The organism is Streptomyces sp. AK08-02, assembly GCF_033795085.1.
GTDB classification, from domain to species: domain Bacteria; phylum Actinomycetota; class Actinomycetes; order Streptomycetales; family Streptomycetaceae; genus Streptomyces; species Streptomyces echiniscabiei.
In genome coordinates this window covers 120788-147046 of record NZ_JARAZV010000021.1, presented here as the reverse complement: position 1 = coordinate 147046, position 26259 = coordinate 120788, and the positions used below count along the sequence as shown (strand labels likewise).

The window sequence follows — 26259 nt, the reverse complement described above, 5'->3', positions numbered from 1 at the left end:
TGGGGTTGCCTAGTAGATACTGCGCAGCGCCAGGATCTCGCCCTTGCCGAGGGTCCTGGCGATCGTCTTGCATTTGAACGAATCCGTATACATGGTGAGGTTCTCGTGCCCCGCCCCGACATGACCGAGTCCGAAGATATGCCCGGCCTCATGCGTACCGACGGAGCGGACGTCGAAGTACCTGTTCGCGCAACTACTGGTCGGCTTGTTCGTGAAGTCGTGGTTGTACGTGTTGAAACGGACGTCGGCCTCACGCAGGTCGTTCTTCACCCCCGGCATCGACCAAGTGTACGAACATGTCGTGGCGACGGCGGAGTCCTTGATGTCCCCGGCGTCCCACACGCTCAGTCCGTCCTGGCCCGTGCAATGGCTGCTCTTGTTGACACTCGCCTCACGGCTGGTGTCGGCCAGGTAGTTCTCCTTGGCGCCGACGTAGTCGCCGAAGCCGCAGTTGTTGTAGCTCTCGGTGATGTTGTCGAGGGCGTCCATGAACGCCCACTTGGCGTCCGTCTTGGACAACCCGGCGGGCATACCGCCGTCGCCGATGTACCAAGTGTAGGTGCCGTACTCCTTACGGTCGTCCGTCTTGTACGCACCGTCGCTGCATGCCGACGGGGAGGCAGCGACGTCCGCATCGGCCACCTCGGCCTCGATAGAGGAGTCCGCGGCGTCGGTGACCGTGTCCGGCTCCGACGGGACGCCGGACTCCGGGTCGGGTGTCGTCGGCTCGGGCACGTCGTGGCCAGCGGTGGAGGAGTCCGCGGTGGCTCCCTCGATGAGGTAGGAAACCTTGCCGTCTGCTGCGACCTCCAGCGTGAATCCGTGTGACTCGCCGTCCACGGTGAGCATGTCGACGCTCACGGCCATGCCCGGCTCGGGGACCGTCACACCGGCACCGTCGTAGACGACGACCCGCCCGACCGCGCGGCATGTGATCACGGACGATCCGGTGGGCAGTTGCTCGACGCCCAGCTCCCCCGTCTCGGGAAGCTTGCAGTCGGCTGTACCCGCCTGTGCGCTGCCGCCGAAGACCGACAACCCGGCCACGAGAGCCAACGCCATGATCGATCTTCCTGCGAGTCTTGGGTTTCTCCCAGCCACTCTTTACCCCCTGAAACCGGTCCCGCCGTACGGGACTTGATCAATTTCAATGAAGAGTACTGGTCAATTAATCATAAATTCTGCACAGTTCAAGACAAATGATCACGCAGCGAAGGATGACCTCGGCTGCGGGGCCTATGCGCCGGATGGCCGGTCCACGACGGTGCGCCGACGTGCGGAGGCATCGCTGATGCCCAGTCGTCGTCCACAAGCTCGAATGCTCTGCTGTCTGCAGTTGGTTCCGGTTGGTGTTCCGCTGCTTCCCTTTCCGCCCGCGGGTCGCCCGTGCCGACGTACAGGGCGGGTTCCGGAACATCCCGGACTAGGGGAGGCAAGGCAGCATGCTGGAACGGCCTGTTCTCCACTGACGCAATGCCGCTCCGGCATGCTTGCCCTGGCTTGCCGGTGACCGCTCGCAAGGGTGCGCTCGAGGCGCGGCTGCCTGTTCTGGAGTTGGTGCGGGAATGGGCGGGCGCGTGTGCGCTGGCCGCCGCCGAGTCGGGGGCACGTACAGTCGACGCTGGCGGAGTGGCTGGATGAATGGGGTCGGCCTGCCGGGCCGGACGAGTGGCTGCCCCACACCGACAGTGCGCTGGGGCGGCTGCGGTATGCCCTGTCGCAGGTCTCCTTTGAGAGCGGCCCGGCTGAGTGGGCACGGCCGGGCGGGCCCTGGCGAGCGGACGCGCCGCGCTGGAGCTGAGTCACGGTCGGGCCGCGAACGTACCGATGGGCGGAATGCCGTACCTCCCAATCGTTTTCCTTGACTTGCCCTGATCTTGACAAGGCCCACGCCCGTGGTGCCAGGCGCGAGCGAGCCCGTGCGGCCCCCCGGAGCCGGCCGGGGCGTCGCCGTACGGGTCCTGGTGCTCCTGGCCGCGCTGATACTGCTGCTCGGCCCGTCTGCCGCCCTGGACGGCACTGGGGAGGCCGCCGCGCCCGGCGTGGGCGGGATCGGGCTGCTGCGGACGGCGCTGTTCGCCGCACTGTGCGTTCCGGTGGGCGAGCTGTTCGCGCACCGGCTGGCCGACAGGCTGCCCGGGGCGCCGTCGGAGCGGGCACGCAGTTGGGCACCGTATGCAGCCGGTGGTCGACAACGTCAAGTCGTACTACTCCACCTACGGCAACGGCGTCATCGACATCGCGGCCCCCGGCGGCGACCGCAAGTACCAGATACCGGACACCCCGTCGAAGAACGGCCGCATCCTGTCCACCATGCCGAACGGCGAGTACGCCTTCCTGCAGGGCACCTCGATGGCCTCGCCGCATGCCGCGGGCGTCGCCGCGCTGCTGAAGTCGAAGCACCCGAAGGCGACCCCGGCCCAGCTCCAGACGCTGCTCAAGATCCAGGCGAACAACCCGGGCTGCCCCGCGTCGTACGACCAGGACGGTGACGGCACGCCGGAGGCGGTGTGCGAGGGCGGCAAACGGGTCAACGGATTCTTCGGGTTCGGGATCGTCGACGCGCTGCGCGCGGTCAAGTGACCCGCACTCCGCGCCACGTTTTCCAGGTTTTCCGCACGGTCCGCACGGTTCGCACGTCCACGAACGAAGGAACTGGAGACCCTCTATGACAGCGCCCCACTCGCGCTCCCGTCGCGCCGTCGCCATCCCGGTCGGGATGGTCATGGCGTCGGCGTTCGCCTTCCTGCCGAACATCCAGGCCGCCGCGTCCGACGCCGAGGCGGCCCCCGCCGCGGCCGTCACGGCCGACGCGACCTCGCTCAGCTATGTCGTCAACGTGTTCCCCGGGTTCGGCCCCTCACAGCACGTCAAGAAGGCCATCGCGAAGGCCGGCGGCACCATCGTGACGTCGTACGACCGGATCGGGGTGGTCGTCGTCCACTCGGCGAATCCCGACTTCGCCAAGATCGTCCGCAAGGTGCCGGGCGTGCAGTCGGCCGGCAACACCCGCAACGCGCCGCTGCCCGCGCAGTCGACCACCGACGAGGGCGCCCCGAAGGTGCTCTCCGCGGCGGAGATAGCGAGCGCCACCGCCGGCGCCACCGCGGCCCAGGACCCCCTGGAGCCGCTGCAGTGGGACCTGCCCGCCATCAAGGCGGACAAGGCGCACGAGAAGACGCTGGGCAGCCGCAAGGTCACCGTCGCCGTGATCGACACCGGCGTCGACGACACCCACCCGGACATCGCGCCGAACTTCGACCGCGCCGCCTCGGTCAACTGTGTGACGGGCAAGCCCGACACGACCGACGGGGCCTGGCGGCCGACCACGGGCGAGAGCCCGCACGGTACGCACGTCGCCGGTGAGATCGCCGCCGCCAAGAACGGCATCGGCGTCACGGGCGTCGCGCCGGGCGTGAAGGTGTCCGGCATCAAGGTGTCGACCACGGCCGGCTACTTCTACACGGAGGCCGTCGTCTGCGGCTTCGTATGGGCGGCCGAGCACGGCGTCGACGTCACGAACAACAGCTATTACACGGACCCCTGGTACTTCAACTGCAAGAACGACCCGGACCAGAAGGCCCTGGTCGACGCCATCACCCGGGCCACGCGGTACGCGGAGCACAAGGGCGTCGTCAACGTCGCGGCGGCCGGCAACGAGAGCTACGACCTCGCGGCCGACGAGATCACCGACCCGGTCTCCCCCAACGACGCGACGCCCTCGGACCGGGTCGTCGACCCGTCCGAGTGCTACGACATCCCGACCCAGCTCCCGGGTGTGGTGACGGTCTCCTCGACCGGCGCCAAGGGCATCAAGTCGTCCTTCTCCAACCACGGCCTGGGAGTCATCGACATAGCCGCCCCCGGCGGCGACTCGACCCGCTACCAGACCCCCGCCCCGCCCGCCACCAGCGGCCTGATCCTCGGCCCGCTGCCCGGCGGCACCTGGGGCTACATGGCGGGTACGTCGATGGCGACCCCGCACGTCGCGGGCGTGGCCGCACTGATCAAGTCGACGCACCCGCACGCCTCGGCCGCCCTGGTGAAGGCGCTCCTGTACGCCGAGGCGGACGCCACGCAGTGCACGGACCCGTACGACATCAACGGTGACGGCAAGGTCGACGCGGTGTGCGAGGGCCCGAAGAACTACAACGGCTTCTACGGCCACGGCGTCGCGGACGCCCTGGACGCGGTGACGAAGTAGCTCCTCCCGGGCATTGATCCTCTTCGGTGGGCCGGTCGGCGTCGCGCCGTCCGGCCCACTGTGTTGATCCCGTGCAGCTGTCGACCCGGTGCACACGGCATAGTGCGCCTATGACTGTGTTGAGCACGGAGTACGCCTGGGCCGCGCTGGGCGGCGATCCGGCCGCCCCCGCCCGGATCTCGACGGTGGTGCGCACCGGAGTGCTCGCGTCACGGCTTCCGGTACGGGAGTTGGCGCGCGCCTGTGTGGGTGCGTGCGCGCTGGCCGGCGCGGAACTGGGCGCCCTCCGGGCCGGGCTGCCGGAGGTGCCCGGGGTTCGCCTGGACGACGGCGCGATCGCCACGGCCCTCGTCAGCGAGCGGCACCTGCTGGTCGACGGACGCGCACCGGTCTCCTTCGCACCGCTGTCGCGCTTCTGGCCGACGGCGGACGGCTGGGTGCGCACCCATGCCAACTACCCGCATCACCGAGCACGTCTGCTCGCCGCCCTGGGCACCTCCGAGGACCCGGCGTCCGTCGCCGCCGCGTTCGCCGAACGCTCCTCGGCGGAGGTCGAGGAGACCGTGTACGCCGCCGGGGGCCTGGCCGTAGCGCTGCGTACGGCCGGGGAGTGGGCCGCGCACGAGCAGGGCGCGGCGGTGGCCGCGCGGCCCCTGGTCGAGCGCGGGCGGCTGGACTCGGCACGCGCGCGCGTGCTCGCGCCGATCGGCACCGACCCCCTGCTGCCCGCCGCCGGAGTCCGGGTCCTCGACCTGACCCGGGTCATCGCGGGCCCTGTCGCCACCCGCACGCTCGCCCTGCTCGGCGCGGACGTGCTGCGCGTGGACGCGCCTCAGCTGCCCGAACTGCCGGACCAGCACACCGACACGGGGTTCGGGAAGCGGTCGGCGGTGCTGGACCTGGCGGCGGACCGGCGGGCCTTCGAGGAACTCCTCGCCGGCGCCGACGTCGTCGTCACCGGCTACCGGCCCAGCGCCCTGGACGCCTTCGGGCTCTCACCGGAAGCGCTGGCCGAGCGCAGGCCCGGAGTGGTCGTGGGGCAGTTGTCGGCGTGGGGTACGTACGGGCCCTGGGGTGAGCGGCGGGGCTTCGACAGCCTGGTGCAGGCCGCCTCGGGCATCGCGGCGATCGAGGGGTCGGCCGGGAGACCGGGCGCCCTGCCCGCACAGGCGCTCGACCACGGCACGGGGTATCTGCTGGCGGCGGGGGTGCTGCGGGCTCTGAGCGACCAAGTGCGGGAGGGCGGCAGCCGGTTCGTACGGCTGGCGCTGGCCCGCACGGCCGGGTGGCTGATGGACGGGGCGGAGCCAGGGCAGGGGGCGCCCGTGGTCGACCGCGCCTACGACGGGCCGGAGGCGTGGCTCGCCGAGCGGGACAGCGCGCTGGGGCGGCTGCGGTACGCGCGACCGCCGGTCTCCCTCACCGGCGGGCCGGTCGACTGGGCACGGCCTCCCGGCGTTTGGGGGACCGATCGGGCGCGCTGGGTGTATTGAGACATACACAGCGTCGAGGACGTGGGGAGGGTGCCGAGGCGAGTCACCGGGCGACCGGCGACGCGCCCACGGCCCTACGGCCTTGCGGCCGGTGAGGAACTTGGGGTGGGGTTGACACGACCGACTGACGGGCCGTCCGGCGAGGACGGGCCCGCGAGAACGCCCGACGGCTCACGCCCCGGCATCGGCGGGGCCGTCGCCGTGCTCCTGTTGGTGTTGTTGGCCGCCCTGATTCCGTTGCTCGGGCCGTCCGTCGCGCTGGACGGCACCGGGGAGGCCGTCGCGCCCGGCGTGGGCGGGATCGGGCTGCTGCGGACGGCGCTGGTCGCCGCGCTGTGCGTTCCGGTGGGCGAGCTGTTCGCGCACCGGCTGGCCGACAGGCTGCCCGGGGCGCCGTCGGAGCGGGCGCGCGCGTGGGCGCCGTACGCGGCCGGTGTCGGTTTCGTCGCCGCGCTGGGACTCGCTTCGGTGGTGTCGACCGGCAACCTCGTGCCGCACAGCCTGGCCGCGATCGATGTGGGCGGCCTGTACGACTCTCGGGACGGCAAGCTCGCGCTGCTCGAGGTCAACGGGTTCGCCGCGGCGGGCCTGTGCGCCCTCTCGGCCCGCCCGGCCACACAGGTCTGGCCGTTGGCGGCGGTGGCCGTGGCGGAGGCGCTGCGGGCCCACCCGGCGCCGGAGCTCGATCCGCTGACCGGCTCGGCGCTGACCTTCGTCCACCTCGTGTGCGCGGCGCTGTGGGTGGGCGGACTGCTGTACGTCCTGCGGACGTTGCCCCTCTGGGGGGCCGCCAGGGAGGCGCGCGTGGCGTTGCTGGGCCTCTACGCGCGCGTGGCGGCCGTTCTGCTCGCCCTGATCACCGCCACCGGCATCTGGAGCACGCTCCGCCGCATGCCGCCCGACACGGTTCTGGACCAGCTCACGTCGACGGCGTACGGTCGCACGCTGCTCGCCAAGGTGATCGTCGTGGTAGCCGTCGCCGCGCTCGCCCTGTGGGCGCGGTTGCGGCTGAGCCGGGCGGCCGACCCGCTGACCGCCTGCTCCCCCGCGCGCGCCGAGGTCGTCGCGCTGGGGCTGGTCGTCGCGGTGTCGGGGCTGCTCACCGCGTTGCCGGTGCCGATCCGCTGGACGTGACGGGTGGGGGCGTCGCGGTTCCCGCCGCCGCGAGGACACCGCAGGTCAGGAGCGACTGGGCCGCGAGGTACGTGAGCATGATCCAGAAGTCGGGGGCGGGGAGCTGGGGCAGGTCCGCGACGCCGGTCGCGATGAGGGTGTCGGAGACCAGGAAGAGCGCGCCGCCCGTGCCGGCGAGGAGGCCGAGTGCCGTGGCCCGGTAGGCCATCGCGGTCAGCAGGAGGCTGTAACCGGCGACGGGGACGCGGAGTTCGGCGGGGAGGCCGGACCAGAGGACGGTGAGCATGCCGACCAGGGCCAGGGCGTAGGCCCCGGCGAGCCGGCCAGGTGCGGCACGCGCGCGTGGGGGGCCGTTCGGCGTGCGGTCCTGGCCGCCGTACGTCCTGAAGAGGGCGAGGTAACAGACGTGACCGGCCGCGAAGGAGGCCATGCCGGCCAGGAACGCCGGGTCGGCGTCGGAGAGCAGCAGGACATCGCCGGCCCAGCCGAGCAGAAGGGCGGCGAGGAGGAGTCGCGGGGCGCCACGAAGGTGTGCGTGGGCGGCCAGAAGGGGCATCAGGAAGGGCTTGGCGAGGGCGTGTCCGGTGTCGGAGCCGACCGCGAGGGAGATCAGGTCGACGGCGGCGGTGAGGGCGAAGGCGGCGAGGAGAACCCGGGCCGGCCTCACGCGCCGACGGCCTCTTCGGCCGGCCGCTCCCGGCGCAGGTGGGCGGGCTGCCAGCCGGGCCCCCGGAACACCCGCCCGGCGCGCTCACGCCAACTGCCCGCCGCCTTGATGTCCTTGACGATCGCGACGTACTCATGGGTGGCGACCTTGACCGGGTTGAACGTGTCGATGTTCTTCGTCAACCCGTAGACAGGCCGTTCGGTCTCGGCGGTGAACGAGCCGAAGAGCCGGTCCCAGAGGATGAGGATTCCGCCGAAGTTGCGGTCCAGGTAGCCGCCTTGGGAGGCGTGGTGGACGCGGTGGTGGGAGGGCGTGTTGAGGACGTACTCGAACCACCGGGGCATGCGGTCGATCCGCTCGGTGTGGATCCAGAACTGGTAGACGAGGTTCACGGAGGAGCAGAAGGCGAGCGCCGCCGGGTGCACACCGAGGGCGACGAGGGGGACGTAGAACGGCCAGACGGTGAGCGTGGTCCAGGGCTGGCGCAGAGCCGTCGTCAGGTTGAAGCTGCGGCTGGAGTGGTGGACGACGTGGCAGGCCCAGAGGATGCGGACGACGTGGTGGCCGCGGTGGGACCAGTAGTAGAAGAAGTCCTGGGCGAGCAGCATCAGCGGGACGGTCCACCACAGGACGGGGACGCGCAGCGGGGTGAGTTCGTAGACCGCCGTGTAGACGGCGAGGATCGGGATCTTCCAGAGGAAGTCGAAGGCCAGGCTGCCGAGTCCCATGCCGACACTGGTGGCGGCGTCCCTGGTCTCGTACCCGGCGGCCTCCTCTTCGGGGTGTATCCGGACACTGATCATCTCGATGACGGTGAGCAGCACGAAGGCGGGTATCGACCAGGCCACGACGTCGGGGAGGTTGGGCATGACTGCACGTTAGGACGCCGCACAGACGACGCATAGACGTTGTTACTGACAAGTATTCAGCACGGTACGCGCTTGCTTGTTGGCCATCTCCACCAATGGGCGGGCGACGGACTGTCAGTCGCGGCCCGTATTCTCTGGGACCATGCTCGAAGACCTGACGCCCACGCCGTCCCCCGCCCCGTGGCCGACCGCATATCCCCAGGGATACGCGGTCGTTGACGTCGAGACGACCGGTCTGTCCCGGGACGACCGGATAATCTCCGCCGCGGTCTACCGGCTGGACGCACGCGGCGAGGTCGAGGACCACTGGTACACAACAGTCAATCCGGAACGTGATCCCGGGCCGGTGTGGATCCACGGACTGACGAGCGAAGCCCTGGAGGGCTCACCTCTCTTCGTCGACATCGCCGAGGAGTTCGCGTCCCGGCTCGCCGACCGGGTGCTCGTCGCGCACAACGCCGTCTTCGACTGGTCGATGATCGCCCGGGAGTACGCGCGCGCGGAGCGCGAGGCGCCGGTGCGGCAGCGGCTGTGCACCATCGCGCTGTCGAAGGAGCTGGGGCTGCCGCTGCCCAACCACAAGCTGGAGACCCTCGCCGCGCACTACGGGGTGGTCCAGCAGCGGGCCCACCACGCGCTGGACGACGCGCGGGTGCTCGCCGAGGCGTTCCGGCCCAGTCTGCACGCGGCGGCCCGGGGAGGCGTACGGCTGCCCCTGCTGGAGTGCCGGCCGCTGACGGAGTGGTCCGGGTCGGCGGCGACCGGCGGCTCCACGCGCCCACAGATCGGGCGGCAGGCCTCCGGGGGGTACGGGAGCTATCAGCCGACCAGTTGGCGCCCGTCCCGCAAGCGGCCCGCTTGCCCGCACCCCAACCCGGGGCGCTACGAGGACGGCCGTCCGCTCAGACAGGGCATGCGGGTGGCCTTCTCCGGGGACACCTCGGTCGAGCGCGACCTGCTGGAGGACCGGGCCGTCGAGGCGGGACTGCATGTCGCGACGAGCCTGTCCCGGCTGACCAGCCTGCTCGTCACCAACGACCCAGACTCCATGACCTCGAAGGTGGTCAAGGCCCGGCAGTTCGGCACACCGGTCATCGACGAGGCGGCCTTCGGGCAACTCCTGCGGGACGTGGAACCCGCGGCGGAGGGATGACCGTACGGACGGGTGATTGGCGCCCGACTCGCCCGGCGCCGTCTCGCTCGCACGGCGCCGACGGCCCACCCTGTGGCCCATGGCGACCTGTGAAGTTTGCGGCAACAGTTACGGCATGACCTTCGAGGTGCACGCGCAGGGCTCGGTGCACGTCTTCGACTGCTTCGCCTGCGCGATCCACCGCATGGCACCCATCTGCGAGCACTGCCGGGTCCAGATCATCGGGCAGGGCGTCGAGGCCGAGGGCCACTGGTACTGCGGGGCGCACTGCGCACGCGCGGAGGGGAGGGTGGGGATCGTCGACAGGGTCTGAGACGGTCCGGAAGCGGCCGGAAGGGTCTGAGAGGGCCCGCGTCCGAGTCCGTACCCCCCTGAACGCACCCCACGGGCGAGTTGTACCGTCAGTGGGGTGTACCGCTTCCTCTTGTCCCGGCAGTGGGTGATCCTCACACTGGTCGCCCTCGTCCTCGTCCCCACGATGATCAGGCTGGGCATCTGGCAGATGCACCGCTACGAAGAGCGCAGCGCCCGTAACCAGTTGGTCGCCGACGCGCTGTCCGCCGATCCGGTGCCCGTGGAGCAGCTGACCTCTCCCGGCCACACCGTCACCACCGGCGAGCGGTACCACACCGTCAGCGCCAAGGGCCGGTTCGACACCGCCGACGAGGTCGTGGTCCGCCGCCGCACCAACTCCGACGACGAGGTCGGCTACCACGTCCTGACTCCCTTCGTGCTCGCCGACGGCAAGGTCCTGCTGGTCAACCGGGGCTGGATCCCCTCGGACGGTCCGAGCCAGACCGCGTTCCCCACGATCCCGGCGCCCCCGAAGGGCGAGGTCACCGTCATCGGACGGCTGATGCCCGCCGAGACGACCGCAGCGAGCGGTATCAAGGACCTCAAGGGGCTGCCCGACCGGCAGGTCATGCTCATCAACAGCGAGCAGGAGGCCCGGCGGCTCGGCGCCGAGGTGCTCGGCGGCTACATCGTGCTGACGACGCCCGCGCCGAAGGGCGACACCCCGGAGCTGCTCGGGAAGCCCGGCGACGAGAACGCGGCGCTGAACTACGCCTACGCCATCCAGTGGTGGCTGTTCTCCGCGGGTGTGCCCCTGGGCTGGGTGATCCTGGTGCGCCGTGAACGCCGGGACCGCGCGGAGGCCGAAGCCGCGGCACGTGAGGCGCCGGCCTCGCCGGACACCGAGCCCGCCGCCGTGTGACGAGCCCCGTGTGACACACCCCCGTTCGGCGTGAACGGCCGTGTGACGTAACCGGGAGATCTCGGCGTGTGACAGGACGGCTTCGCCCGAATGCCGGGGCCGTACACCGGGAACCCGCCCCTCGTGCACCCTCATCAGAATCACCGCATCCCTCGTATCGAGGACTACGCCCTCGTCGGCGACCACCAGACCGCCGCGCTCGTCGGCATGAACGGTTCCGTCGACTGGCTGTGTCTGCCCCGCTTCGACTCGGCCGCCTGTTTCGCCGCGCTGCTCGGCGACGAACGCAACGGGCACTGGCGGATCGCACCCGAGGGTGCCGACCGGTGCGTACGGCGTTCCTACCGGCCCGGCACCCTCGTCCTCGACACCGAGTGGGAGACCGACGACGGCGCCGTACGCGTCACCGACCTGATGCCACAGCGCGACCGCGCCCCCGATCTGGTACGGATCGTCGAGGGTGTACGCGGCGAGGTGACCGTCCGCAGCACGCTGCGGCTGCGCTTCGACTACGGGGCGATCGTGCCCTGGATGCGCCGGACGAACGGACACCGGGTGGCCGTCGCCGGGCCGGACTCGGTGTGGCTGCGCACCGAGGAAGGGGTGCGCACCTGGGGCCGGGACTTCACCACGTACTCGGAGTTCACCGTCGCGGAGGGCGAACGGGTCGCCTTCGTGCTGACCTGGCATCCCTCGCACGAACCGCATCCGCCGTTCGTCGACCCCTACGAGGCACTGGACACGGCCGTCTCGGACTGGGAGGACTGGTCGGCGCGCTGCACCTACGACGGACCGCACCGGGACGCCGTCATGCGCTCGCTGATCACCCTCAAGGCGCTGACGTACGCGCCCACCGGCGGGATCGTCGCCGCCCCCACCACCTCGCTCCCGGAGGAACTGGGCGGCGTACGCAACTGGGACTACCGCTACTGCTGGCTGCGCGACTCCACGCTCACCCTGAACGCGCTGCTGTCGGTGGGCTACCACGAGGAGGCCGAGCGCTGGCGTGACTGGCTGCTGCGGGCGGTCGCGGGCGACCCGGCGGACCTCCAGATCATGTACGGGCTCGGCGGTGAGCGCAGGCTGCCCGAGTTCGAGCTGGACTGGCTGCCCGGGTTCGGCGGCTCGGCCCCGGTGCGCGTCGGCAACGCCGCGGTACGGCAGCTCCAGCTCGACGTGTACGGCGAGGTGATCGACTCGCTGGCGCTGGCCCGGCGTTCGGGGCTGCCGTCCAAGCCGCACATGTGGCGTCTGCAGTGCGCGCTCATGGAGTTCCTGAAGACGGCGTGGCGCCTGCCCGACGAGGGACTGTGGGAGGTGCGCGGCCCACGCCGGCACTTCGTGCACTCGAAGGTGATGGCCTGGGTCGCCGCGGACCGCGCGGTGCGTCAGCTGGAGCTCAACCCGAAGCTGAGCGGCGGCGACCTGGAGGGCTGGCGGGCGATGCGCGACGAGGTGCACCGGGAGGTGTGCGAACGCGGCTACGACCCGGAGCGCAACACGTTCACCCAGTTCTACGGCTCCCGCGAACTCGACGCCGCTGTGCTGCTCATGCCCCGCGTCGGCTTCCTGCCGCCGGACGACCCGAGGATCGTCGGCACCGTCGACGCCGTCAGGGACGAGCTGGGACACGGCGGGTTCGTCCGCCGCTACAGCACGGACGGTCCCGTGGTCGACGGGCTGCCCGGTGACGAGGGCGTGTTCCTGGCCTGCTCGTTCTGGCTGGCCGACGCCCTGCACATGATCGGCCGTACGAAGGAGGCGCGCGCACTCTTCGAACGCCTGATCGCTGTCACCAACGACGTGGGGCTGCTGGCGGAGGAGTACGACCCGGTCGCCGAACGTCAGCTCGGCAACTTCCCCCAGGCGTTCAGCCACATCGGCCTCGTCAACACCGCCCTCGCCCTGTACGGCGAGGACCGGGCAGGATAGGGACCATGGATCTTGGACTGAAGGACCGGGTGTACGTCGTCACCGGAGCCACCCGTGGACTGGGCAACGCCGCCGCGCGTGAACTCGTCGCCGACGGCGCGAAGGTGGTCATCACGGGGCGGGACGAGAAGACGGTCACGGAGGCGGCGGCAGCCCTGGGTCCCGGGGCGGTGGGTGTGGCCGCGGACAACTCCGACCCGGAGGTCGGGGAGCGGCTCGTCGCGGCGGCCCGCGAGCACTTCGGGCGCTTCAACGGCATCCTCGTCAGCGTGGGCGGTCCGGCGCCGGGGTTCGTCGCCGACAACACGGACGAGCAGTGGCGGGCCGCGTTCGACTCGGTGTTCCTGGGGGCGGTACGGCTGGCCCGTACGGCGGTGGCGCAGCTGGAGGCGGGCGGCGTCGTCGGGTTCGTGCTGTCCGGTTCGGTGCACGAGCCGATTCCGGGGCTGACCATCTCCAACGGCCTGCGGCCGGGGCTCGCCGGGTTCGCCAAGTCGCTCGCCGACGAGGTGGGGCCGCGCGGTATCCGGGTGGTGGGCCTGTTGCCCGCACGCATCGACACGGATCGCGTGCGCGAACTGGACGGGCTGTCGGCCGACCCCGCGGCCACCCGGGTCGCCAACGAGTCGCGGATTCCGCTGCGGCGGTACGGGAAGCCGGAGGAGTTCGGGCGGACGGCGGCGTTTCTGCTGTCGCCCGCGGCGAGCTATCTGACGGGGGTCATGGTGCCCGTTGACGGGGGGATGCGGCACGGCTTCTGAACGGCCCTGCGGCAGGGTGTCAACTCACCCTTTCCGCCCGGTGCTTGACCGCCCTCAGCTCCACTTCCGTCGGGAGGGACCCGAGACCCGCCGAGTCCCGGGCGTTGGTCAGGGCCTCCGCCGCAAGGCGGAGTACCGCCTCCTCCGGGGCCGCGTGCGGCTGGAGGAGGAGCTGGACTCGGGCCTCCGGGGAGGTACGGCTGCCCGTCAGGGTCACATGGGCTCGTTCCACGCCGTCCAGACGGGCGGCCTCACCCGCGACCGCGCTCTCCATGGCGCGGCCCCGCAGAAGGGCGCCCTCGTTGTCGCCCGTGTCCACCAGGACCTCGGTGAGGCGGCGTCGGCGGAGGGTCGCGGCCAGCCACCACAGGGACAGGAGGACCAGGGCCGCAAGAACGGCCAGGACCGTCGGCCACCACCAGCCGGCGTCCCGGTAGTGGGTTCGTTCGGCGTCGCTCAGCAGTACGTCGTGGCGGTCGTCGTGGATCCACCACGTCGGCCATCGGACACCGAGTCCCACGGCCAGTACCGAGCCGCCGACGACGATCAGGGCCAGGCCCGCCAGGCCCAGCAGTACACGGTTGACGATGCGCGGCATCCGTCCTCACCCCTTCCGGCCGGGGCGGGCGACACGCACCGACAGGGCCGGCGGCCGGGACAGGCCGAGGCTCCTGATCGCGTGGGCGAGCACGTCGTCCAGATCGGCCCGTACGTCGTCGAGTTCGCGGAAATGGGAGACCGCGTGGACGTCGGCCCTGGTGCGGGTCATCCGGACCCGGACCGACTGGACGCCGGACACCTCCACGGCCCGGTCGCGCAGCACCATCGCGGCGGCGGCCCGGTGCAGGCCCGCCCGGACATCGGCGTGGGTGCGCCGCATCGGCAGGACGCCCCGCAGGCCGGGCGTGACGGCGAGGACGAGCAACCAGACCCCGAGGACCACCGCGACGCCGGCACCGACCAGCACCCAGATGTCGTCGAGGGGACGTTCCGCCAGTTGTTCGGCCAGTGACCTCCGCCAGTCCATGGCCCGACGGTGGGCTCGTACCGCGGTGATGTCGTAGAGGAACGCGCCCGAGACGAGAAGCAGCAGCAGGGCGAGGACGGCCGCCGGGACACGGCGCGCCGACCAGAAGCGGCCGTTCCGGTCCTCCCCGTCACCGAGGACGGGCAAGGGGTCGTAGGCGGCGGTGGACGAGGACTGCCCCGAACCCGCGGTGTCGGTCGTCGCGTCGTCCGGTTTCTCCAGCACTGGCAGTCTTCGGGTGTTCCCGGAGCCGTCGAAGCCCTGGGGCTCGCTCATCGCGTCCTCCCCTGTGCCTTCCCTGGTGCCGCACCGTGCGGCGGTGCCAGATGCAGCCGCTCGATCTCGACGGCGACCTCCGGCACGTCCATTCCCGCCAGTGCGTGTACCCGCGAAGCGACCTGATGACGCACTGTCGCGCACTGGCCACCGATATCCGAGGGGTACGGGAGTTCGAGGATCACGCGGACGCGGGCACGGTCGTGGTGGACTACGACCGTGGCGTGCGGGGGAACCGCGTCCGGGGGCAGCTCGGCCAGCGCCTCGCGGGCCGCCTGCGCGGCGATCTTCGCCACGACGCGGTCGGCGATCCGGGTGGCGCCGCGTTCACCCGGCGGCACGGTCGTCATGGCCTCGCGGGGTGTACGGGCCCGACCCGACCGCTCGTCACCGGACAGCTCCTCGGCCACCGGGCGTCACCGCCGCCGGTCGTCGCGGCGGAAGAAGTCACCCGGGTCCAGGTCACCCTCCAGAAACCGGCCGACGACGAAGCCGAGGGCGCCCAGGGCGGCCACCAGCAGAAACGCGCCGAAGCCGCCGAAGTACCCGGCGAATCCCAGCGCCATTCCGGCGATCATGCCGATCACGGCGATGCTCATGCTGCCCTGCCTTCCCGGTACGTTGCCGATGCCCCGAATCCGTCACTGCAGCCGGGGCTCGGGTTCTTCTTCCTCTTCTTCGGGCAGCTTGACGTCCGTCACCGCGATGTTGACCTCGACGACCTCCAGGCCGGTCATGCGTTCGACGGCCGCGATGACGTTCTCGCGCACGGCCCGGGCCACGTCGCCGATCGAGACGCCGTACTCGACGACGATCTCCAGGTCGAGAGCCGTCTGCACCTCTCCGACCTCGGCCTTCACTCCACGGCTGACGGACTTGGAGGCGCCGCCCGGCACCCGGTCGCGGACCACGCCGAAGGTCCGGGACAGCCCGCTGCCCATCGCGTGCACACCGAGAACGTCCCGGGCGGCGAGCCCGGCGATCTTCTCGACGACCCCGTCGGCGATCGTGGTGCGCCCACGGTCGGCGGGGTCACCGCCGCCGCGTCTGATGGCGTTCGGCTTCCTGAGCTGGGCGGCCGGCGGGTCGCCGCTCTGGTCGCCGGACTGCTCCGGCCGGCTGGGCTGGGTCATGTCGGTCATCGCCGTACATCCCTTTCGGTCGTCCTCCAGGACCCACAGTAGGCGTGGCCGGGCGGACCCGCGCCGGGGATGCGGCAGGCAGGGGACACGTGAGGGGCCGCTGCCGTCCTGGGGCAGCGGCCCCTCACGCGCGTGCATGCGCACGGACCGCCAGTCGTGTGTCCGGACTGTCAGTCGCCGACGCCGGCCAGGTCCCGCAGCCTGCGGGCCTGGGCGGCGCGCTCGGCGGTGCGCTGTTCGTCGTAGGTCCGGCCCTGGACACCGCGCAGCAGCGCCTTCGTCTCGACGAGGGCGTCCCGGGGCGCGGCGAGCAGCGCGGTGAGCAGCTCGCGTACGGCGTCGTCGAGCCGGTCGGCCGGTACGGCGATGTTGGCGAGGCCGGTGTTCACGGCCTCCTCGGCCTGGACGAAGCGGCCGGTGGCGCAGATCTCCAGCGCGCGGGCGTAACCGACCAGGTCGACGAGCGGATGGGTGCCCGTCAGGTCGGGGACGAGACCGAGGCTGGTCTCGCGCATGGCGAACTGCACGTCGTCGGCGACGACACGCAGGTCACAGGCGAGCGCGAGCTGGAAACCCGCACCGACGGCATGCCCCTGGACAACGGCGATGGACACCAGGTCGGTGCGCCGCCACCAGGTGAAGCCCTCCTGGTACTCGGCGATGATGCCGTCCAGCGTGGCGTCGTCGCTGCGCGCGAGCTCGATGAACGACGGCTCGCCGTCGAACCCCTCGGGCGTGAACGCCTGACGGTCGAGTCCGGCCGAGAACGACTTACCCTCGGCGCGCAGCACGACGACCCGCACGGTGCCCGGCAGCAGCCGGCCCGCCTCCGCCAGCGCTCGCCACAGAGCGGGGCTCTGCGCGTTGCGCTTGGCCGGGTTGGCCAGTGTCACCGTGGCTACCGCGTCGTCGACGGTGAGCCGTACGCCGTCCTTGTCGAGTACGGAAACTTCGGGACCTTGACCAACAACGTCCTGGTCGAACGAAGCCATGGGGCGCCTCCGATGAGTGCGGTCGGATCAGGTGCCTGCCCCCTACGGGACACACCTAAGTGACTGCACAGTAACCACCCGACCGGTCAGCGGACCGACCGGGTGGTCACCATCGAAGCCGACGAGTCGACGGGGGTCAGGCCGAAGCGGCCTTCTTGCCCCTGGTCGCCCCGCCCCGTCCACGGAGCGTGACGCCCGACTCGCTGAGCATCCGGTGTACGAAGCCATACGAGCGACCGGTTTCTTCGGCCAGCGCTCGAATGCTCGCACCGGAGTCGTACTTCTTCTTCAGGTCTGCCGCGAGCTTGTCGCGCGCGGCGCCGGTTACCCGGCTGCCCTTCTTCAGAGTCTCGGCCACCCGTGCCTCCTCGTGGGAAGTGCGCTCTGGTCCTCTCATGATCACCCCTCAAGCGCGTCATGGCCACCCATTCGGCAAGGTCCGTGAGACAAGGTTTTGACGACAGGAGCGCATCCCCACAAGCGGAATTCGATATTCCGCACGTACGCGTCCGTACGGCCGAACGAGTTGTTCCGTGAATTGCCTGGTCAGGAACGCGCGACGGCCGGGCCCTTGTCGATGAAGGGCCCGGCCGCGAAATGGATGTAGGACACACCTCGGTATGAGGAGATCTCACACAGATGATGGATCACGGATCGGCCGAATGATCCAGAGGAAGTGGATCAGCGATTCGATCACGGGCCCGTGATCCCGCCGAGCGGTCAGGCGAGGGCCACCAGATCCGCGTAGTCGGCTCCCCACAGGTCCTCGACGCCGTCCGGCAGCAGGATGATCCGCTCCGGCTGGAGCGCGTGTACGGCGCCCTCGTCGTGGGTGACGAGGACGACGGCGCCCTTGTACGTGCGCAGCGCGCCGAGGATCTCCTCGCGGCTGGCCGGGTCGAGGTTGTTCGTCGGTTCGTCGAGGAGGAGCACGTTCGCGGAGGAGACCACGAGGGTCGCGAGCGCGAGGCGGGTCTTCTCGCCGCCGGAGAGGACTCCGGCGGGCTTGTCGACGTCGTCGCCGGAGAACAGGAACGAGCCGAGCGTCTTGCGGACCTCGACCAGGTCCAGGTCGGGGTTGGCGGAACGCATGTTCTCCAGGACCGAGCGCTCGGGGTCGAGGGTCTCGTGCTCCTGCGCGTAGTAGCCGAGCTTGAGTCCGTGGCCCTCGATGACCTCGCCGGTGTCCGGCTTCTCGGCTCCCCCGAGCAGCCTCAGGAGGGTCGTCTTGCCGGCGCCGTTCAGGCCGAGGATGACGACGCGCGAGCCCTTGTCGATGGCCAGGTCGACGTCGGTGAAGATCTCCAGCGAGCCGTACGACTTCGACAGGCCCTCGGCCATCAGCGGGGTCTTGCCGCAGGGGGCGGGCTCCGGGAAGCGCAGCTTGGCGACCTTGTCGGAGACCCGTACCGCGTCGAGCCCGGCGAGCAGCCGGTCGGCGCGCTTGGCCATGTTCTGCGCGGCGACCGTCTTGGTGGCCTTGGCGCGCATCTTGTCGGCCTGCGCGTTCAGTGAGGCGGCCTTCTTCTCGGCGTTCTGGCGCTCGCGCTTGCGGCGCTTCTCGTCGGCCTCACGCTGCTGCTGGTAGAGCTTCCAGCCCATGTTGTAGACGTCGATCTGGGCCCGGTTGGCGTCCAGGTAGAACACCTTGTTGACGACCGTCTCGACCAGGTCGACATCGTGGGAGATCACGATGAAGCCACCGCGGTAGGTCTTCAGGTAGTCGCGCAGCCAGACGATCGAGTCCGCGTCGAGGTGGTTGGTCGGCTCGTCGAGCAGCAGGGTGTCCGCGTCCGAGAACAGGATGCGGGCCAGCTCGATACGGCGGCGCTGACCGCCGGAGAGCGTGTGCAGGGGCTGGCCGAGCACCCGGTCGGGCAGGTTGAGCGCGGCGGCGATGGTGGCTGCCTCGGCCTCCGCGGAGTAGCCGCCCTTGGTGAGGAACTCCGTCTCCTGGCGCTCGTACTGCCGCATGGCCTTCTCGCGGGTGGCGCCCGAGCCGCTGGCGATGCGCTGCTCGTTCTCGCGCATCTTGCGGATCAGGGTGTCCAGGCCGCGCGCGGAGAGGATGCGGTCGCTCGCCAGCACGTCCAGGTCGCCGGTGCGGGGGTCCTGGGGGAGGTAGCCGACCTCGCCGGTGCGGGCGATCTGGCCCGCCGCGGGGATGCCCTCGCCCGCAAGGACCTTGGTGAGGGTCGTCTTGCCGGCGCCGTTGCGGCCGACCAGACCGATGCGGTCACCCTTGGTGATGCGGAAGGTCGCGGACTCGATGAGGACACGTGCGCCGGCGCGCAGCTCGATACCGGAGGCGGAGATCACGGACAGACTCCAGGGCGGGGTTGTTGGCGGGGTGGGCGGCTGAGGACGTTCCCGCCGTCTAATGCGCGAGGAGAATGGCCATGGGACAAGTCTAACGGGGTCGTGCAAGCACTTTCTCTGCGCGCGGGTGTTCGGGACGGGTCACCCGTTCGGCCCGCGGTCCGGCGCCGCAGCTCAGGTGATGGGTCGGCGTGCTGCCGGTCTGCCCGTCGACGCGGCTCGGCGGGGTGTTGTCAGTGGCCGGTGCAAGACTGGGCGCAGGCCGTTCTCACGGCGGTTTTCCGGCAGCGGGACCCGAGGGAGTGATGGGCATGGCAGGCACGGGCGGCGGGCGTCCCAGCGTCTACCCGACACTGGTGTACGCGGACGCGAAAGCGGCGATCCGGCAGCTCACGGAGGCTTTCGGCTTCACCGAGGCGTCGGTGTACGAGGGGGAGGACGGCTCGGTGCTGCACGCCGAGCTGGTGCAGGGCAACGGCGCGGTGATGCTCGGCTCGAAGGGCCGGGGCGGCGTCTTCGACACGGCGATGAAGGACGCGGGCCCCTGCGGGGTGTACGTCGTCGTGAACGACGTCGACGCGCACCATCAGCAGGCCCTGGAGCACGGCGCGGAGATCCTGATGCCCCCGACGGACCAGGACTACGGCTCGCGCGACTACATGGCACGCGACATCGAGGGCAACATCTGGAGCTTCGGCACGTACGCGCCCGAGATACAGGCCTGACCTTCTTCTCCCGCTCGTCCCGCTTCTCCCGTCCGCTCCGGGTCAGTTGCCTCCGGTGTGCACCTGGAAGGCGGCTCGGCGTACGGCCTTGGCGAGCGCCGGGTCGGGGTGGGCCGCGGCGAGGGCGACCAGGACCTGGACGGTGCGGGGGTGGCCGACCGCGCGGACCTCGTCGAGGAGCGCGGGGATGGTGGGCTGCACCGCGGACTCCAGATGGCGCACGAGCAGCGGCGCCTCGCCGTGGTCGGCGACGGCCGCGGCGGTGTCGACCCACATCCAGGTGGCCTCCTCGCGGGTGAGCACCTCGTGGGCGTCCTCCGGGTCGATCCCGTCGTGCTCGGCAAGCCACAGCAGGGCGTACGGCCGCAGCGGGGTCTTCTCCGTCACGGCCCGTACGTCGGGCTCGGCGGGGCCGCCGACCACGCGGAGCGCCTCGAAGGCGAGACCGCGCAGCAGGGCGTCCTCGCCACGGGCGGCGTCGAGGAGTTCGGCGACGGCGCTGCCGACGGGGCGGGCGGCGAGCCAGGCCCGGTACTCGGCGCGGGCCGCGTTGGGACGCAGCTGGGAGCAGCCGCGCAGCATGTCCTCGGCGTTCTGCTCGATGTTGCCGGCCGGGCTCTGGGCGGCGACGCAGATCTGCTCCAGCTTGACCCACACCGCCCAGCTGCCGAGCGGAGTGAGCGTGGCCTGGCCGTCGCCGTAGGTGAGGGCGCCGACGGAGGCCAGGGCGTGCAGGGCCCAGTCGAGGAGGGGGGCGAGCGGGGTGTCGACGACGGCGACGGCCTCGGGCTGCTGGGTCAGCGGCTCGGGCCGGGGGCCGTAGGGGATCTCGCAGCGCTCGGTGCGCAGTTCCGTGACCCGCTGCTCCAGGAGGTCCAGGAGCTGCTCCATGGGGACGGGTCCCGCGGACAGCTGGAGGAAGGAGAGCACCTGGGGCATCGCGGAGACGACCTCGGCGACAGCGGCGGGCTCGTGGTCCGCCTCCTCCGGGTGGGCGATCGACCAGGCGTCGAAGAGCGCGACCCAGCCGCGCAGTACGGCGCTGTCGTCACGGTTCCAGGCGCGCAGCCGCCAGCCGGGGCGTGCGACGTCGCCGTGCACCTCGACGAGGCCGGCGAGCCGGGCGGTGTCCCAGTCGTGGCGGACCTGATCCGGGGTCAGCCCCAGTTCGGCGGCCGCCCGTTCGGCGGTGGCCCGGGACAGGGTGCCCCTGCCGTCGGAGGACCCGCCGTCATGGCCGGGCCGCAGGGCGGGGTCGGCCCAGCGGGCGACGCGGGCCGCGCCGGCGAGACCGGAGCGGGCCATTCTGGCCAGTTCCGCCGGGGCGGGTGTGCCCTCGGGCGGACGGGGGGCGGGTCGGCGCGAGCGCCGCTGGTTCATCGCTCGTGGGGCGGCGGCCAGGGGTCGCGGGCGGACGAGTCGAAGCCTGGAGTCGCGCGGGATACGGGACGTCACGGGTGCAGTCTTCCGGTTGACGGTCCGAAAACCCAAACGGAATGCCAGGAGGGGCTCCGGGGCCGACCAGGGGAGGGGGTGCGGGCGGGGGTCCAGGGGGCTGTTCAAGCCAGTGGTCCAGCCTTAAACGGAAGGGGGTGCGGAGGGGCGCCGCCCGTGGTTGGCGGTTGCGGACCAGGCGTTTCCCGGGGCAAGCGGCGGATGTGAGCGCCGAGGCGGAAGGGACTGCTGCGAGGAGAGGGGACGACGGAAGTCTGCTGGGGCAGGCGGGATGAACAGGGCCAGGGAGATGGACGGGACCACCGGGAAGCCCCGGGGCCGGGCGGCACCGCCGGGAGCGAGCAATCGGCAGAGCCGCAGGAGACGGGCAACCGGCGGGAGCACGCGGGAACGGACAGGACCACCGGAGGCGGGCACCCCACCGGACGACCGAACCGGCGCGAGCACCCACCCGGCGGAAGCCGGAACGGACGGACCGCAGGGAGCGGCCGACCGGCCGGAACGGACGGAACCCTCGACGCAGGCAACCCGCCGGAGCACCCACCCGGCGGAAGCACCCGGAACGGACGGACCGCTTGGGAGCGGCCAACCGGCCCTGGACACCCGGAACGGACGGAACCCCGGGCGCAGGCAACCCGCCGGAGCAGCGCCCGGGACCACCCGATCGGCGACAACACCCGCAACCGACGGACCACCGGGAGCAACCGACCAGCCCGGAACCCCCGGGACGGACAGACGGGCCGAGGCGGGCGACCGGAGGAGGCAGACATCCTGCGGGGCGGGTGACACCCGGAGCGGCTACATGAGCTGCATGAGCTACATGAGGGGGGTCAGGAAGCGGCGGAGGGTTTCCTCGTAGGTTTTCGGGTTCGCGTTCCACATCGCGCCGTGCGGGGCGTCGGGGACCTGGTGCAGGGTGAGCAGGTCGGGGCGGCGGGCGGCGAGGCGGCGGGAGGGGGCCCAGGGGGCGATCGTGTCGGCGGGGCCGTGGATGATCAGTGCCGGGACGGTGAGCCGGGCGGGGTCGGCGGCCTCGTCGATGCGGTCGCCGTGCAGCCCGGTGCGGCCTTGGGCGGCCCGTACGGCCAGCGGGAGCAGCGCGCCGGGCGTGCGGCGTGCCGTGGCGAGGGCGCGCAGGGTGGTCTCCCAGTTGAGCACCGGCGAGTCCAGGACCAGCCCGGATACCCGGTCGCGCAGCGAGGAGCGGGTGGCGGCCCGCAGGGCCATGGTGGCGCCGGTGGACCAGCCGTAGAGGACGACGTGCTCGGCGCCGTGGCTCAGGGCGTACCGGATGGCCGCGTCGAGGTCGCGCCACTCGGTCTCGCCGAGGTGACCGAGGCCGTCCGAGGGCCGGGGCGCCCCGGGATCGCCCCGGTAGGCGATGTCGAGGACGGGGAAGCGCTGGCTGTGCAGGAAGGGCAGCACGTTCAGCGGGTGCTCGCGGGTGGTGCCGAGGCCGTGCACGGTGATCACCCAGGTGCTGCGGGCTCCGGGCACGAACCACGCGGGCAGGGCGCCGAGTTCGCCGGGGATCTCGATGTCGAGGTGGTCGAGCCCGAGAGCGGTGCCGGGGTCGCCGACGTGGACGTTCGGGGTGAGCCAGACCTTGTCGCGGGGTTCCAGGGTGCCGTGGCCGACCCGTTCGAGGCGGCGTACGACGGTGTCGGCGGAGTGGGTCGCGTGGTTCAGGACGGGACCGACGACGGCGTGGGTGCCGTCACCGGCGAGGCCGTAGGTGCCGGGACGCTGGGAGGCCAGGGCGCGGGTGAGTACGACCCGGCCGGCGGCGGTGGAGTGCACGGTGAGCAGGGGTTCGGTGGGCAGGGGCCTGCCCGGCGGCGCCTTGAGGGCGGCGTCGCTGGCGTAACGGCCGGCGGCGACACTGGCGGCGCCTGCTGCCAGAGCTGCGGTGACGGCCGCGGCCGTCGCGGTGACTGGACGCACGGACCCAGTGTCCTTGCGGAGCGCTCCGAGGGCCAGCGGGAGGAGGCCGCCGGATGTGGCCTCCTCCCCCACCGCACCCGTGACCGGTGGCCCTCCCTACCCCCGCTGCCCGTACCCCTTGAGCCGCTCCGCCGCCTCTCCCACCTGGGCCTCCGAGAGAAGCGTCGGGGACAGCCCGGGTACGGACGACGCCGTCAGCCAGACGCGGCACATCCACTCCAGCTGAGCCGTGCGGTCGTACGCCTGGTCGAGGGTGGCGCCGTGGACGATCGTGCCGTGGTTCTGGAGGAGGCAGGCTGCGCGGCCGGCCAGGGCCCGGAGCATGTTCCCGGCCAGTTCCTCCGTGCCGTAGGTCGCGTACGGGGCCACTCGGACGGGTCCGCCGAGGTCGCCTGCCATGTAGTGGATCAGCGGCAGCTCTCGTACGAGTGTCGAGACGGCGGTCGCGTGGACGGCGTGGGTGTGGACGACCGCGCGGGCGTCGGTGGCGCGGTAGACGGCGAGATGCATGGGCAGTTCGCTCGTCGGGGTCAGGGTGCCGAGGATCTGGCGGCCGGTCAGGTCGACGCCGACGACTCCCTCGGGGGTGAGCCGGTCGTACGGAACACCGGACGGGGTGACCAGGACGGTGTCCCCGACCCGCACGGAGACGTTGCCGGAGGTGCCGACCACCAGACCGTCGGCCACCGTGCGGCGGGCCGTCGCGACGAGCTCCGCCCAGGGGCGCGCCAACTCGTCCCGCATGTCACGTCCGTCCCGTCGTAGCTCAGCCATGTGCCGATCCTGCCAGGCACGGCGAGCACGCGGCGGACACGGGCGAGACGCTGGGTGACCAGAACCTCTTCAGCGGGTCATCGGCCCAGCTCAAACCGTTCGCGGAGGAGCAGTGGGCACAGGCACCGCTCGTCCGGTGGCCCCGGAGGAACGGCGCTCCGTTTCCGGCCATCCGGCATCCCCCACCAGTTCATCTTCCGTTCATCCAGGTTGCCTACGGTCCAATAGCCAATACCGTACGGAAGAAATCTGGGTAAATGGAAAGCTTCTCGCTGATCCTCGCGATCGTGGTCGTCACCGCGCTTGCGTTCGATTTCACGAACGGTTTCCACGACACCGCCAACGCGATGGCCACCACCATCTCGACCGGTGCGCTCAAGCCCAAGGTCGCGGTCGCCATGTCGGCCGTGCTCAACCTCGTGGGCGCCTTCCTTTCCGTCGAGGTCGCCAACACGATCTCCAAGGGCCTCGTGGACGAGAGCGGTATCCGTCCCGAGGTGATCTTCGCGGCACTGGTCGGAGCGATCCTCTGGAACCTGCTGACCTGGCTGGTCGGGCTTCCGTCCAGTTCCTCGCACGCCCTCATGGGCGGCCTGATCGGCGCGACCATCGCCTCGGCGGGCACCGGCGCCGTCCACGGCGACGTGCTGGTGACGAAGGTGCTGATCCCGGCGATCGCCGCCCCGCTGGTGGCCGGCATCGCGGCCATGCTGGCAACGCGGCTGTCGTACACGCTCGGCGCCAAGCGGGCCGAGGGCAAGGCGGCCGAGAAGGGCTTCCGGGCCGGCCAGATCGCCTCCGCGGGCCTGGTGTCGCTGGCCCACGGCACGAACGACGCGCAGAAGACGATGGGCATCATCACCCTCGCCCTGGTCGCCGGCGGCGCGGTCGCTCCCGACTCCGATCCCCCGGTGTGGGTCATCCTCTCCGCGGGCATGGCCATCGCGCTCGGCACCTACCTGGGCGGCTGGCGCATCATCCGTACGATGGGCAAGGGTCTGACCGACCTTCAGCCCCAGCAGGGCTTCGCCGCCCAGACCAGTGCGGCGACGGTCATCCTGGCCTCCTCCCACCTCGGCTTCTCCCTCTCCACCACGCACTCGGTGTCCGGCTCGGTGATGGGCGCGGGCCTCGGCCGCAAGGGCGGCGTGGTCCGCTGGTCGACGGCGACCCGGATGTTCGTGGCCTGGGGACTGACCCTGCCCGCCGCGGCCCTCGTGGGCGCGCTGGCGGAGTACGTCACCGGTTTCGGCAACTGGGGCACAGCCCTGGTGGCCCTCTTCCTCATCGCGTCGAGCACGGCGATCTGGGTCGTGTCGCGCCGCGAGGTCATCGACCACACCAACGTCAACCACGTCGAGGACGGGGCCGTGGCGAACACCGAGCCCCCCGGTGTCGTCACGACGGCCATCGCCGCCGTGACCCCGCCTCCGGCAGGCACCGTCGTCGACGACCTGACGGCCACCATCCCGGCCCCGGCCGAGGTCGCGGTCCAGCCGTCGGCCACGGCCCTCTGAGTCCGGTCCCGAGTCAAGGTCCTGGTCCGAGCAAGAAGGAAGCAACATGAAGATCGACTGGGCGGCCCTCGGCTCCGTCTTCGGCGTCAGTCTCGTCATCACCGTGGCCATGGTGGGCGTGTTCACCCTGGGCATCATCGGACTCTCCGTCCGCGAACGGGCGGTCGCGCAGGGCGGGTCGGCCGGGCTGGCGGTCACCGGCGCGTACGCGTGCTTCGCCGCCTGTGCGGCAGTGGTGGCGTACGGCATCTATCTGATCGTGGCCTGAGGGCCGCGTACGTCCTCCTCGCCCGCCGTGACCGTGGCCGCCTCGCTGGTGGTCAGGGACGCGGCGGGCGTTTTTTCGTCGCCCCGATCCGGTCGTGGTGTGGGGCTCAGCACAGTCCTCCTTTCCAGGTCAACGGCAAGTTGACGGGTGTTCCGGGCCCGTGGTGGACTGCCGGAGCCATGTACGGCGGCAGAAGAGGAAGCCGGTGTGAATCCGGCGCGGTCCCGCCACTGTCACCGGGGTAGGTAACCCCGGGAGCCAGGAACTCTTGCCGCCGGTCTCGTCGAACCAGGGCGTGGACACCCTGAGTGAGGACATATCGCCATGCTCGGCTGCCGTTCGCGTTCGAGGTACAGCACCGGATCGCTGCCCGATCCCACGGCCGGCTGAG

Annotated in this window: 25 protein-coding genes, 2 pseudogenes and 1 riboswitch; of the genes and pseudogenes, 13 read left to right on the top strand and 14 right to left on the bottom strand. The window is 71.2% G+C overall.

Annotated elements, in window-relative coordinates; all coding sequences use genetic code 11:
* Positions 1 to 9 precede the first annotated feature (9 nt).
* Complete coding sequence (locus PV734_RS37410; RefSeq protein ID WP_319093851.1) at positions 10 to 1062, bottom strand: peptidase M10; 1053 nt, start codon at positions 1060 to 1062, stop codon at positions 10 to 12.
* Positions 1063 to 1871: 809 nt separating this feature from the next.
* On the opposite strand from PV734_RS37410, the pseudogene PV734_RS37400 reads away from it, so the two are divergent.
* From PV734_RS37400 to PV734_RS37380, 5 genes and pseudogenes are all read left to right on the top strand, one after another.
* A pseudogene (locus PV734_RS37400) lies at positions 1872 to 2186 on the top strand (hypothetical protein); the annotation flags it as partial.
* Position 2187: 1 nt separating this feature from the next.
* A pseudogene (locus PV734_RS37395) lies at positions 2188 to 2583 on the top strand (S8 family peptidase); the annotation flags it as partial.
* Between the two features lie 85 nt (positions 2584 to 2668).
* Positions 2669 to 4204 carry a S8 family peptidase gene (locus PV734_RS37390; RefSeq protein ID WP_319293846.1) on the top strand — a complete coding sequence of 512 codons (1536 nt, stop codon included), beginning with the start codon at positions 2669 to 2671 and terminating at the stop codon, positions 4202 to 4204.
* A 110-nt stretch (positions 4205 to 4314) separates the two neighbouring features.
* Entirely contained in the window at positions 4315 to 5697 is a 1383-nt protein-coding gene (locus PV734_RS37385; protein ID WP_319293844.1) for a CoA transferase, read from the top strand.
* A gap of 105 nt (positions 5698 to 5802) precedes the next feature.
* Entirely contained in the window at positions 5803 to 6831 is a 1029-nt protein-coding gene (locus PV734_RS37380) for a CopD family protein (protein WP_415924326.1), read from the top strand.
* Here the strand turns inward: PV734_RS37380 and PV734_RS37375 are convergent.
* Together PV734_RS37375 and PV734_RS37370 are read right to left on the bottom strand one after the other, a co-directional pair.
* The gene (locus PV734_RS37375; protein WP_319293842.1) at positions 6797 to 7498 is read right to left on the bottom strand and encodes a lysoplasmalogenase; all 702 of its coding nucleotides are present in this window, start codon (positions 7496 to 7498) and stop codon (positions 6797 to 6799) included. The two genes, PV734_RS37380 and PV734_RS37375, sit on opposite strands and share 35 nt — an antisense overlap.
* Positions 7495 to 8367: a sterol desaturase family protein gene (locus PV734_RS37370; protein ID WP_319093846.1), complete on the bottom strand. Its 873-nt coding sequence runs from the start codon at positions 8365 to 8367 to the stop codon at positions 7495 to 7497. Before PV734_RS37370 ends, PV734_RS37375 begins: the two co-directional genes overlap by 4 nt.
* Before the next feature lie 142 nt (positions 8368 to 8509).
* Between PV734_RS37370 and PV734_RS37365 the strand changes: the two genes are divergently transcribed.
* From PV734_RS37365 to PV734_RS37345, 5 genes are all read left to right on the top strand, one after another.
* Complete coding sequence (locus PV734_RS37365; protein ID WP_319293840.1) at positions 8510 to 9520, top strand: DEDDh family exonuclease; 1011 nt, start codon at positions 8510 to 8512, stop codon at positions 9518 to 9520.
* 79 nt (positions 9521 to 9599) lie between these two features.
* The gene (locus tag PV734_RS37360) at positions 9600 to 9833 is read left to right on the top strand and encodes a hypothetical protein (protein WP_319093844.1); all 234 of its coding nucleotides are present in this window, start codon (positions 9600 to 9602) and stop codon (positions 9831 to 9833) included.
* A 96-nt stretch (positions 9834 to 9929) separates the two neighbouring features.
* The gene (locus tag PV734_RS37355; RefSeq protein ID WP_319293838.1) at positions 9930 to 10736 is read left to right on the top strand and encodes an SURF1 family protein; all 807 of its coding nucleotides are present in this window, start codon (positions 9930 to 9932) and stop codon (positions 10734 to 10736) included.
* A 123-nt stretch (positions 10737 to 10859) separates the two neighbouring features.
* Entirely contained in the window at positions 10860 to 12668 is a 1809-nt protein-coding gene (locus PV734_RS37350; protein ID WP_319093842.1) for a glycoside hydrolase family 15 protein, read from the top strand.
* A gap of 5 nt (positions 12669 to 12673) precedes the next feature.
* The gene (locus PV734_RS37345) at positions 12674 to 13429 is read left to right on the top strand and encodes an SDR family oxidoreductase (protein WP_319093841.1); all 756 of its coding nucleotides are present in this window, start codon (positions 12674 to 12676) and stop codon (positions 13427 to 13429) included.
* 19 nt (positions 13430 to 13448) lie between these two features.
* Here PV734_RS37345 and amaP read toward each other — a convergent pair whose 3' ends face one another.
* The 8 genes from amaP to PV734_RS37305 form a co-directional block, all read right to left on the bottom strand.
* Positions 13449 to 14027 (bottom strand): alkaline shock response membrane anchor protein AmaP, encoded by a 579-nt coding sequence (gene amaP, locus PV734_RS37340; RefSeq protein WP_319293836.1) that lies wholly within the window; start codon positions 14025 to 14027, stop codon positions 13449 to 13451.
* 6 nt (positions 14028 to 14033) lie between these two features.
* Positions 14034 to 14732 carry a DUF6286 domain-containing protein gene (locus PV734_RS37335; protein ID WP_319093838.1) on the bottom strand — a complete coding sequence of 233 codons (699 nt, stop codon included), beginning with the start codon at positions 14730 to 14732 and terminating at the stop codon, positions 14034 to 14036.
* Positions 14729 to 15082: a hypothetical protein gene (locus tag PV734_RS37330; protein WP_319093906.1), complete on the bottom strand. Its 354-nt coding sequence runs from the start codon at positions 15080 to 15082 to the stop codon at positions 14729 to 14731. Before PV734_RS37330 ends, PV734_RS37335 begins: the two co-directional genes overlap by 4 nt.
* A 66-nt stretch (positions 15083 to 15148) precedes the next feature.
* Complete coding sequence (locus PV734_RS37325) at positions 15149 to 15331, bottom strand: hypothetical protein (protein WP_319093837.1); 183 nt, start codon at positions 15329 to 15331, stop codon at positions 15149 to 15151.
* Positions 15332 to 15373: 42 nt separating this feature from the next.
* A complete protein-coding gene (locus PV734_RS37320; RefSeq protein WP_319093836.1) occupies positions 15374 to 15874 on the bottom strand; it encodes an Asp23/Gls24 family envelope stress response protein in 501 nt (166 codons plus the stop codon).
* Positions 15875 to 16044: 170 nt separating this feature from the next.
* On the bottom strand, positions 16045 to 16866 hold the full coding sequence (locus PV734_RS37315; RefSeq protein ID WP_319093835.1) for an enoyl-CoA hydratase/isomerase family protein: 822 nt from the start codon (positions 16864 to 16866) through the stop codon (positions 16045 to 16047).
* A 136-nt stretch (positions 16867 to 17002) separates the two neighbouring features.
* Entirely contained in the window at positions 17003 to 17224 is a 222-nt protein-coding gene (locus PV734_RS37310; RefSeq protein WP_006123601.1) for a helix-turn-helix domain-containing protein, read from the bottom strand.
* A 362-nt stretch (positions 17225 to 17586) separates the two neighbouring features.
* Positions 17587 to 19185 (bottom strand): ABC-F family ATP-binding cassette domain-containing protein, encoded by a 1599-nt coding sequence (locus PV734_RS37305; protein WP_319093834.1) that lies wholly within the window; start codon positions 19183 to 19185, stop codon positions 17587 to 17589.
* Positions 19186 to 19496: 311 nt separating this feature from the next.
* Here PV734_RS37305 and PV734_RS37300 point away from each other — a divergent pair, with 311 nt between their 5' ends.
* Positions 19497 to 19910: a VOC family protein gene (locus PV734_RS37300; protein ID WP_319093833.1), complete on the top strand. Its 414-nt coding sequence runs from the start codon at positions 19497 to 19499 to the stop codon at positions 19908 to 19910.
* Positions 19911 to 19952: 42 nt separating this feature from the next.
* Here the strand turns inward: PV734_RS37300 and PV734_RS37295 are convergent, their stop codons facing one another.
* The 3 genes from PV734_RS37295 to PV734_RS37285 form a co-directional block, all read right to left on the bottom strand.
* The gene (locus PV734_RS37295; protein ID WP_319293834.1) at positions 19953 to 21365 is read right to left on the bottom strand and encodes a hypothetical protein; all 1413 of its coding nucleotides are present in this window, start codon (positions 21363 to 21365) and stop codon (positions 19953 to 19955) included.
* 816 nt (positions 21366 to 22181) lie between these two features.
* Entirely contained in the window at positions 22182 to 23309 is a 1128-nt protein-coding gene (locus PV734_RS37290; RefSeq protein ID WP_319093831.1) for an alpha/beta hydrolase family protein, read from the bottom strand.
* A 96-nt stretch (positions 23310 to 23405) separates the two neighbouring features.
* Positions 23406 to 24083, bottom strand: a complete 678-nt coding sequence (locus PV734_RS37285) for a class II aldolase/adducin family protein (protein WP_319093830.1) — start codon at positions 24081 to 24083, stop codon at positions 23406 to 23408.
* A 257-nt stretch (positions 24084 to 24340) separates the two neighbouring features.
* Here PV734_RS37285 and PV734_RS37280 point away from each other — a divergent pair, with 257 nt between their 5' ends.
* Positions 24341 to 25600, top strand: a complete 1260-nt coding sequence (locus PV734_RS37280; protein WP_319093829.1) for an inorganic phosphate transporter — start codon at positions 24341 to 24343, stop codon at positions 25598 to 25600.
* 46 nt (positions 25601 to 25646) lie between these two features.
* Positions 25647 to 25868 (top strand): hypothetical protein, encoded by a 222-nt coding sequence (locus tag PV734_RS37275; RefSeq protein ID WP_319093828.1) that lies wholly within the window; start codon positions 25647 to 25649, stop codon positions 25866 to 25868.
* 147 nt (positions 25869 to 26015) lie between these two features.
* Positions 26016 to 26159: riboswitch (cobalamin riboswitch) on the top strand.
* Positions 26160 to 26259 lie beyond the last annotated feature (100 nt).